The 8,389-nt window shown below is 34.5% G+C and carries 10 protein-coding genes; 1 reads left to right on the top strand and 9 read right to left on the bottom strand.

Translation table 11 applies throughout. The features are described from left to right. The 4 genes from HALSAC_RS14590 to HALSAC_RS14585 form a co-directional block, all read right to left on the bottom strand. Positions 1-599 (bottom strand): DUF3267 domain-containing protein (locus tag HALSAC_RS14590; RefSeq protein ID WP_035571001.1); only part of this gene is annotated, 599 nt, incomplete at its 3' end. Positions 600-1,153: 554 nt separating this feature from the next. Further along, positions 1,154-1,285 carry a class IIb bacteriocin, lactobin A/cerein 7B family gene (locus tag HALSAC_RS16730; protein ID WP_084804233.1) on the bottom strand — a complete coding sequence of 44 codons (132 nt, stop codon included), beginning with the start codon at positions 1,283-1,285 and terminating at the stop codon, positions 1,154-1,156. Positions 1,286-1,334: 49 nt separating this feature from the next. Beyond that, entirely contained in the window at positions 1,335-1,481 is a 147-nt protein-coding gene (locus HALSAC_RS16725; protein ID WP_084804231.1) for a class IIb bacteriocin, lactobin A/cerein 7B family, read from the bottom strand. Between the two features lie 209 nt (positions 1,482-1,690). Then, entirely contained in the window at positions 1,691-2,248 is a 558-nt protein-coding gene (locus HALSAC_RS14585) for a helix-turn-helix transcriptional regulator (RefSeq protein ID WP_051412019.1), read from the bottom strand. A 140-nt stretch (positions 2,249-2,388) separates the two neighbouring features. Here HALSAC_RS14585 and HALSAC_RS0100335 point away from each other — a divergent pair, with 140 nt between their 5' ends. Continuing rightward, positions 2,389-3,459, top strand: coding sequence for an IS30 family transposase (locus HALSAC_RS0100335; protein ID WP_027338586.1), 1,071 nt, complete (start codon positions 2,389-2,391; stop codon positions 3,457-3,459). A 46-nt stretch (positions 3,460-3,505) separates the two neighbouring features. On the opposite strand, the gene HALSAC_RS0100330 is transcribed toward HALSAC_RS0100335, so the two are convergent. The 5 genes from HALSAC_RS0100330 to obgE all read right to left on the bottom strand — a co-directional run bounded on the left by HALSAC_RS0100330 (position 3,506) and on the right by obgE (position 8,211). Then, the gene (locus tag HALSAC_RS0100330; RefSeq protein ID WP_027338585.1) at positions 3,506-3,733 is read right to left on the bottom strand and encodes a hypothetical protein; all 228 of its coding nucleotides are present in this window, start codon (positions 3,731-3,733) and stop codon (positions 3,506-3,508) included. A 155-nt stretch (positions 3,734-3,888) separates the two neighbouring features. Continuing rightward, positions 3,889-5,142 (bottom strand): glutamate-5-semialdehyde dehydrogenase, encoded by a 1,254-nt coding sequence (locus tag HALSAC_RS0100325; RefSeq protein ID WP_027338584.1) that lies wholly within the window; start codon positions 5,140-5,142, stop codon positions 3,889-3,891. 223 nt (positions 5,143-5,365) lie between these two features. After that, a complete protein-coding gene (gene proB / locus HALSAC_RS0100320; RefSeq protein WP_027338583.1) occupies positions 5,366-6,481 on the bottom strand; it encodes a glutamate 5-kinase in 1,116 nt (371 codons plus the stop codon). Positions 6,482-6,614: 133 nt separating this feature from the next. Continuing rightward, entirely contained in the window at positions 6,615-6,911 is a 297-nt protein-coding gene (gene yhbY, locus HALSAC_RS0100315) for a ribosome assembly RNA-binding protein YhbY (protein ID WP_027338582.1), read from the bottom strand. Positions 6,912-6,921: 10 nt separating this feature from the next. Then, the gene (obgE, locus tag HALSAC_RS0100310) at positions 6,922-8,211 is read right to left on the bottom strand and encodes a GTPase ObgE (protein WP_027338581.1); all 1,290 of its coding nucleotides are present in this window, start codon (positions 8,209-8,211) and stop codon (positions 6,922-6,924) included. Between the last annotated feature and the right edge of the window lie 178 nt (positions 8,212-8,389).

Below are 8,389 nucleotides of genomic sequence, written 5' to 3'. Positions count from 1 at the left end.
TTTATCTTGTTTTCTTCTGTTTTCTTCTCGGCTTTTCTTTTAAAATGATCAATACCTCCTGTATCTTTAATTATTTCAAAGCCTATTTTATTAGAATGATCTATAACATATTCTTGCGATTCTATCTCTTTACTTTTCCAAAATACAACAAAATCCGTTGCTGCACCAGAAATCATAATTACCCCATATAAAACTAACCAATGATTTCCTAAAAACAATCCTACTATAGAGGGAATAGCACCCAATATTATACCCGGCAACAAAATTGCTATTCTATAAACTTTCATCTTTACTGGAACAATACAGTGAGTATAAAGGATTGCTTCTTTATATTTTATACCAAATTTTAAATTTTTCAATTGTACTTTTCCAAAAATAATAAAACCTACCCCATGTAATAATTCATGTGTCTGCATTCCTAGAAATAACATAATAATAAATAAAATAAAATTTATTAAATTTACTTTCGAAAAATCAACAGTCCAAATTGAAAGATATGGAATATAAAAAAATAAAACACTTATACAAAAACCAATAAATTCAAAAAGAACTATTTTACTTTCATCAGTAGATAATATTACACCTTCTTCTTTTTCCATCTGTTACCCATCCCTTATGTATTTTTGTATAAATAAAACTAAAAAGAGTATAATTGTAAATACTAACCTCTTATAACTTTTTTTAGCCCTAAATTGCAATAATTTATTAAGTTATTTTAAAGATATGGTTTTACCTAGTGGATACCATTCGTTTAAAACTTATTAAACTTGCTTCACAGGTAATTAAACCAGCGAGATGTATTTAGTTTAAATTGTGTAGTAGTTGCCACTATCAAAAATAATTCTATGCTGTTTTAGAAAATATAAGATTACTCCCGCAGTTAGAATAATGATAAATAATGAACTGTGATAACTCAAAAATTCTAAAACAATAGCTAAAATAAGAGCTATAGAATAACTCTATCTTCCTTGTGTAAAATATTAGTTAATAAAAAATAATAACCCTTCAAAAAGAGTCACTAACTGATTTTAAATTAAATGAAATGAAAATTCATTAATAATTCAGGTTAATTAATTATTTCTCTGCTTCTAAATTTAAAACAGTTAGCAATGTTATATATAACATTGCTAACTAAATATTATGATTATCATAACTACTCAGTCATTCCAGCAGCACATCCTCCTATAAAGCCAAGTCCAGTACATGCTGCAACTAAAAGTGCTCCTTTAGTTATAGCTACACCACCATCAATATTCATTAATTCTTTATTGTCTAATGTTTTCATTTTTATATACCTCCGTATTCTTATAAAATTTAACCTCACTTATCACTCATTAATTGTTTGGATTAAGTCTACGTCCGACATACAAACCTGCTCCTGATCCTGCCCCTGCTCCTGCTAGACATTTTATGACTAAGCCAGCAGTTATGGTAAACCCTCCATCAACAGCCATCAATTCTTTCTCATTCAATCTCTTCATTAACCCTCACCCCCTTAAAACTTTATTATATTTACCCCTTGAGAAGTATTACATTAGTCATTTTACCATCATTATCCTGATATATAAACTACCCAAAAGGGTAGTCTTTTTCTTGAAATTGACTTTTCACTACCCATTTGGGTAGTTTTTGTGCATAATTTTTGCAAGACTACCCAAATGGGTAGTCTGTTCTGACTATCATCTCATAATCAAATCTCCTCCAAAGAAATCAATCCCCTTCTTACTCCCTCTAAAACAGCCTCAACTTTAGAGTTAACACCTAGCTTATCAAAAATCCTACTCTTATGATACTTGGTATTACTTTTAGAACAGCATAACTTATCTGCTATCTCACCCCTTTTTAACCCTTTAGCCATCAACTCTAAGATTTTTATTTGAACATCGTTTAATTCTATCTGCCCTTTCTTATCAAATAAGCTACTCTTCCTTCTTATAAAGCTATTTACTATCTTATCTCTAAGTAATATAGCTATAGCTATTAACTCCTTCTTTAGCTTCACATCTATAGTTGATAGATCTAGATAACCGATGATTTTATTATCCACTAAAATAGGCAAAGCATAGCAGTGCCAACCCTTAAGAAAATCACAGTAGTGCTCCTTTGGTTTTAAATAAACATCCCTCTTTAGCCACATTGCCATTGAGATAGCATTTGTCCCACAACTATCTTCAGCAAAGGAGGTTCCTACTTTAATAATCTTATCATTAAAACTACTCTCCATCTTCTCCCCTACTAAAAAATCCAACACTACTCCCTCTTTATTACATAATAAAAAGGGAACATTGTATAATTAAATGCACGGATAGTGCAAAAAATAAATGACACATATGAATACCTCATATATAATGTTAAATAACCACAAATAACATAAAGTGAGGTATTGATATGTGCCAAGATAATTATAACACAAATGAGAACAAAGGTGAACACTTAAAATGGGAAGATAGAAAAGTAATAGAACACTTGTATAATCAACAAAACAAGTCTCCCAAAGAGATTGCACAAGAGTTAGGTAGACATAGAACTACAATAAGCAGAGAGGTTAAAAAAGGCAAAATAGAGCTATTAAATTGGGACTATACAATTAGAATAGAATATGATGCATTAAAGGCTCAAAAGGTATATGATCAAAATGCTACAGCTAAAGGAGCTAAAATAAAAATAGGTAAAGATCACAGGTTAGCTGAGTTTATAGAGGAAAAAATCAAAGATAAGTATTCTCCAGAAGTAATTGCAGATATGATAAAAAATAGTGAAGATTTTGAAATAGAATTACATTGGAAGACTATCTATAATTATATAGATAAAGGCATCCTATTTGTAAGTAGAGAAGAGTTGACCTATGGTAATTATAAAAAGTCTAAAAAGACAAAGAAGAAAGAAAAAGAATCAACTAAAAGACGTAAAGAAGGTAGAAGAATATCAGATAGGCCTAAAGCAGCTGATGAGAGGTTAGAAGTAGGTCATTGGGAAATGGATCTAGTAGAGGGTAGAAAGGGAAAAGGAGAGCCTTTCTTATTAGTTCTAACGGAGAGGTATAGTAGAAAAGAAATAATAGAGATTATACCTAATAAGACGCAGGAAGCTGTAATAAGAGGTCTGGATCGAATAGAAAGAAGAATAGGAGTAAAGAAGTTTAGAGAATTGTTCAAGACTATTACAACTGATAATGGGAAAGAATTTTATAACTATACAGGAATAGAGACTTCTTTTACAAGAAGTAAAATTCCAAGGACAAAGCAATATTATGCTGATGCTTACTCTTCTTGGCAAAGAGGGAGTAATGAGAACTTAAATAAAATGATTAGAAGGTTTTTGCCAAAAGGAAGTAGCTTTAAGAATCTTAGTAGAAATCAAATTAAAAGAATTGAAAAATGGATTAATAATTATCCTAGGAAGATGTTTGGTTTTAAAAGTTCTAATAATATATTTGAAATAGGTTTAAATGTAGCATAAATAAACACATCATATGAGGTGTTTTTTTCCATAAAGGCTGTGCATTTTATATTGCAATTTTCATACATAATAAAAAGAAGTATTTACCCTTTACAAAATCGCTTATCTCATTTATACCATCATTAAAACTAGATATTAAATCTCCCTTCTTCTTTATCTCCTCTTCTAGCTCATCCTCATTTAATATAATCCTTGGGGCCAACATCTCCTGATTAATACCTAGCTTATTACTCCTACCCCAAGAGATTAAAACCTCTTTTTCTTTAGCTATCACCACTACCAGCTCCTATAGTATAGTATACTATAATTATATGTTCTAATGGATAAAAAGTCAAAAATTGAACTTGTTTTGCTTTTTTTACAATTAACTACAAAGAAGAGCAGCTGCTAAATAGCAACTGCTCTTCTTTGGCTTAAAACTATTAATTTTTATCTAATCTGCCCATTACCATAGATAATGAACTTGTTTGTAGTCAACTGGTTTACACCCATTGGCCCTCTAGCATGGAGCTTTTGGGTACTGATTCCAATCTCTGCTCCAAGGCCAAACTGTCCACCATCGGTAAAGCGAGTAGATGCATTGACATAAACAGCAGCAGCATCGACTAAGTCCAAAAACTTATTGGCCTTAGTATAGTTCTCAGTTACAATAGCTTCAGAGTGGCCACTACTATATTTATCGATATGGGCCAACGCCCTATCAAGATCTTCAACTACTCTAATAGCTAAGATATAGTCAAGGTACTCAGTCTCCCAATCCTCTTGGGTAGCCTCTTCAACATCTACTACAACCTTTCTTACCTTCTCACAACCTTTTACCAAGGTCTCTTTATCTCTTAACCCCTCAACCATAGTAGGCAAGAACTCTTGGGCAACATCTTCATGTACCAACAAGGTCTCCATAGCATTACAGACCCCAGTCCTTTGAGTCTTAGCATTGATAACTATCTCTTTGGCCATCTCCAGATCCGCAGCTGAATCTATATAAGTATGGCAGTTACCAACACCAGTCTCAATTACCGGTACAGTAGAGTTTTGAACAACGGCTTGGATAAGTCCTGCCCCACCACGCGGGATTAGAACATCTAGATAATCATTTAACTTAAACATAACCTCCACAGCTGCCCTATCTGTATTATCAACTAATTGAATAGCTCCTTCTGGCAACCCAGCCCTTTGAGCAGCTTGAGAAAGAACCCTTACAATAGCTCGATTTGAGTTGATAGCATTGGATCCACCTCTTAATAGAACTGCATTTCCAGCCTTCAAACATAGACCAGCAGCATCAGCAGTAACATTAGGACGGGCCTCATAGATTATACCTATTACTCCTAAAGGAACTTGAACCTTTCCTATCTTCATTCCATTAGGACGTTTATTCATCTCGACAACCTTACCGATAGGATCTTCAAAGTTAGCTACAACTCGTAATCCATCAGCCATACCCTTAATCCTATCTTTAGTCAGTAATAATCTATCCAATAAAGACTCAGGCAGATCATTATCCCTACCATACTCCATATCCTTCTTATTACCTTCTAAGATAAGCTCCGCTCTATTCTCCAACTCCTCAGCCATCTGAATTAAAGCTTCATTCTTTAGATCAGAACTGAGATGGGCCAACACCTTAGCCCCCTCCTGAGCCTTCTTCGCCTTTGCAACAACCTCTTCTCTAATACTCATTACCTTCCATCTCCCTTATCTACTTAATTTCCCTTAATTATATTATACATATTTTACTATAAAAAGCAACAAGAATTCAGTTAATAAAGAATATTGAATATCTAATAAATAAAGTCAAAAAATAGGAACTTCTTTATTGTCTATCCCTACGAGTTTTTAAAGACCAAAAACTCTTCGTGGGCAGAGTTACTCTTTCGTTTTTATCGGTACTCTTTGCACTGCCCTAAAGGCAGACAAGATTATTTCTATGAATGACCTCATCATAGTCTTGATTGCCTAGTTTCTCCTCTATCTCACTTGTATGTAAACCCTTTATATCCTCTATCTCCTTAGCTGAGTAATTAACCAAACCCCTAGCTAAAAGCTTGGATTCTTCATCTACTACATCAACCACAGCTCCTGCTAGAAAATCTCCCTTAACACCTATGATACCGCAAGGCAGTAAAGAGCTTCCTCCTTGACTTAAAGCTTTAGCTGCTCCATTATCAATAAGCAACTTACCTTCAACACCTAAGTTAAAAGCAATCCACTTTTCACGGCTTGCTAGCCTCTTTTTAGGAAGAAATAAAGTTCCATCCTCTTCACCTGAGAGTATACTTGTCAAAACCCTATCCTCACTACCGTTAGCTATAATCAAAGGAATCCCTGCCTTAGTGGCTATCTTAGCAGCCTCAATCTTGGTCAACATTCCACCAGTTCCCAAACCACTACCGGCTCCACCTGCTATAGCCTCAATATCAGATGATATCTCTTCTACTTGACTAATCAAGCTAGCCTCTTTGTCCTTACGTGGATCAGCTGTATATAATCCATCAATATCTGAAAGTATAATTAAAAGATCTGCATCAATTAAAGAACTTACAAGAGAGGATAGTGTATCATTATCTCCAAACTTAATCTCTTCTACAGCTACCGTATCATTTTCATTGATTATAGGAATTACTCCATAGGAAAGAAGCTGATTTATAGTATTTCTTGAATTCAAATATCTCTTACGGTCAGTAAGATCCTTTTGAGTCAAAAGAACTTGGGCTGCCTTATGCCCATACTCACTAAAGATCTTCTGATAGGTCTTCATCAAAATTCCCTGTCCAATAGCTGCCAAAGCCTGCTTTTGGGGTATAGTCGTTGGCCCGTCCTTAAGATCCAACTCCCCTTGACCTGCCGCTACTGCTCCTGAACTAACCAAAATAACTTCCTTGCCACTATTTCTTAAATCAACAACCTCTCGAATCAGTTTCTCAATTCTCCCTAAATTAAGCTTTGCATTCTGGTAGGTCAAGGTACTACTTCCCACCTTAACCACTATCCTACTCGCTTCTTTTACACTTCTTCTCATAAAAGTCACCCTACTTTTTAAAAGTTAAGAATTAAAAATAAAATTTAAAAACAATTTGAGATTTTGAACTAAATTAGTGCTAATTCGTGTTAATTACTGGTTCCAAAAAGCTCTTGATTTTTTCAATTCTACACTACTTAGGTAAATTATATCTAGAGTTCTCCTTATCTCCTTGGCGATAAAGAACAAAAACATTACCTATAGCTTGGATAAACTCACCCTCACATTTTTCTAATAACTCATGTGCTGCCTCTCTTGCCGAATATAAAGAGTTATTCAAAACTCTAAGTTTAATTAACTCCCTAGCTTCTAAAGCCTCATCAACCTGTTCAATTACACCTTCAGTAATACCATCCTTACCAATTTGAAATAATGGATCCATTGTATTAGCCTTTCCTCTTAAATAACTTCTCTGCTTTCCAGTTAACATAAAACCACTCCTATTCATCATAATATTCAAACTCTAACCCATAAATATCTACTGTGCTTCCTTCTTCAATGCCAGCTTCCCTTAATGCATCATTAACTCCTAGTTTTTTAAGAACCTTTAAGAAATAGTACAGTCCTTCATCGGTAGTAAAGTCAGCCATAGCAACTCTACGCTTAATATCCTTACCTACTACCTTAAAGACTCCATTCTCCTCTACAATATCAAAAACATCATCCTCGTCATCTGGCTGTGGACCTCTAATAACTACCTCTTCTTCAGATTCTTCTTCTAATAAGAAGTCTGGAGTTTCTTTAACTAAAGTATCAGCTCTTCTAATTAAATCTTCTACCCCTTCTCCAGTTACAGCCGAAATAGGGTATACCTCATAACCTTTAGCCTCTAATTCTTCCTTGATCTTATCTATATTTTGGGCACCTTGAGAAATATCCATCTTATTAGCTGCAACTATTTGTGGTCTTTCTAATAACTTCTCATTAAACTTCTTTAGCTCTAAGTTTATTCTCTCAAAATCCTTTAAAGGATCTCTTCCCTCAATACCCGAAGCATCTATAACATGAATTATTACCTTAGTCCTCTCAATATGGCGTAAAAAATCATCACCCAAACCTACCCCACTATGGGCTCCCTCAATTAACCCTGGAATATCGGCCATTACAAATGAACTGTAGTCTCCTACCTTAACTACACCTAAATTAGGCTTTAATGTAGTAAAATGATAAGCTCCTATCTTGGGCTTAGCAGCTGAAACCTTAGAAATCAATGTTGACTTCCCTACACTAGGATAACCAACCAAGCCTACATCAGCTAAGACCTTCAATTCAAGCTTGATCTTTCTTTCTTCTCCTGGTTCTCCATTCTCTGAAAATCTAGGAGCTTGTCTAGTAGAGGTCTTAAAGCGAGCATTACCACGCCCTCCTCTTCCACCATGGGCCAAAATTACCTCTTGCCCTAACTCTAAAAGATCAGCTATTACCTTTCCTGTCTCTACATCAGTTATAGTAGTTCCAGGTGGCACCTCAATTATAAGATCCTCTGCATCCTTACCATGCATATTCTTGCTCTTTCCATTCTCTCCAGCAGGGGCTTCAAAGAACTTTCTCTCTCTAAAATCAAGTAAAGTATTTAATCCTTCATCCACAGTAAAGATGACATCTCCACCTTTACCTCCATCTCCACCACTTGGCCCGCCTGCTGCAACAAACTTTTCACGACGAAAACTACTCATTCCGTCTCCGCCGTCTCCTCCCTTTATCTCAATTATCGATTCATCTACAAACATCTTAAAATCAACTCCTGTTTTATTAGCTAACAGCTATCAATCGTCAGTTGTCAGCTTAAATCATTTATGTAATATTATAGTAATGAGTAATCAGTAATAAGTAATGGGTAAAAACTTCAAAAGCCAAAAACCTTTTTGCTCTCTAAAGTTTAATAGATGGTCTTAAGATTTCAACTTT

It is taken from the genome of Halonatronum saccharophilum DSM 13868 (genome assembly GCF_000517025.1).
Lineage (GTDB): Bacteria > Bacillota > Halanaerobiia > Halobacteroidales > Halobacteroidaceae > Halonatronum > Halonatronum saccharophilum.
This window is presented reverse-complemented; position numbering and strand designations above follow the sequence as displayed.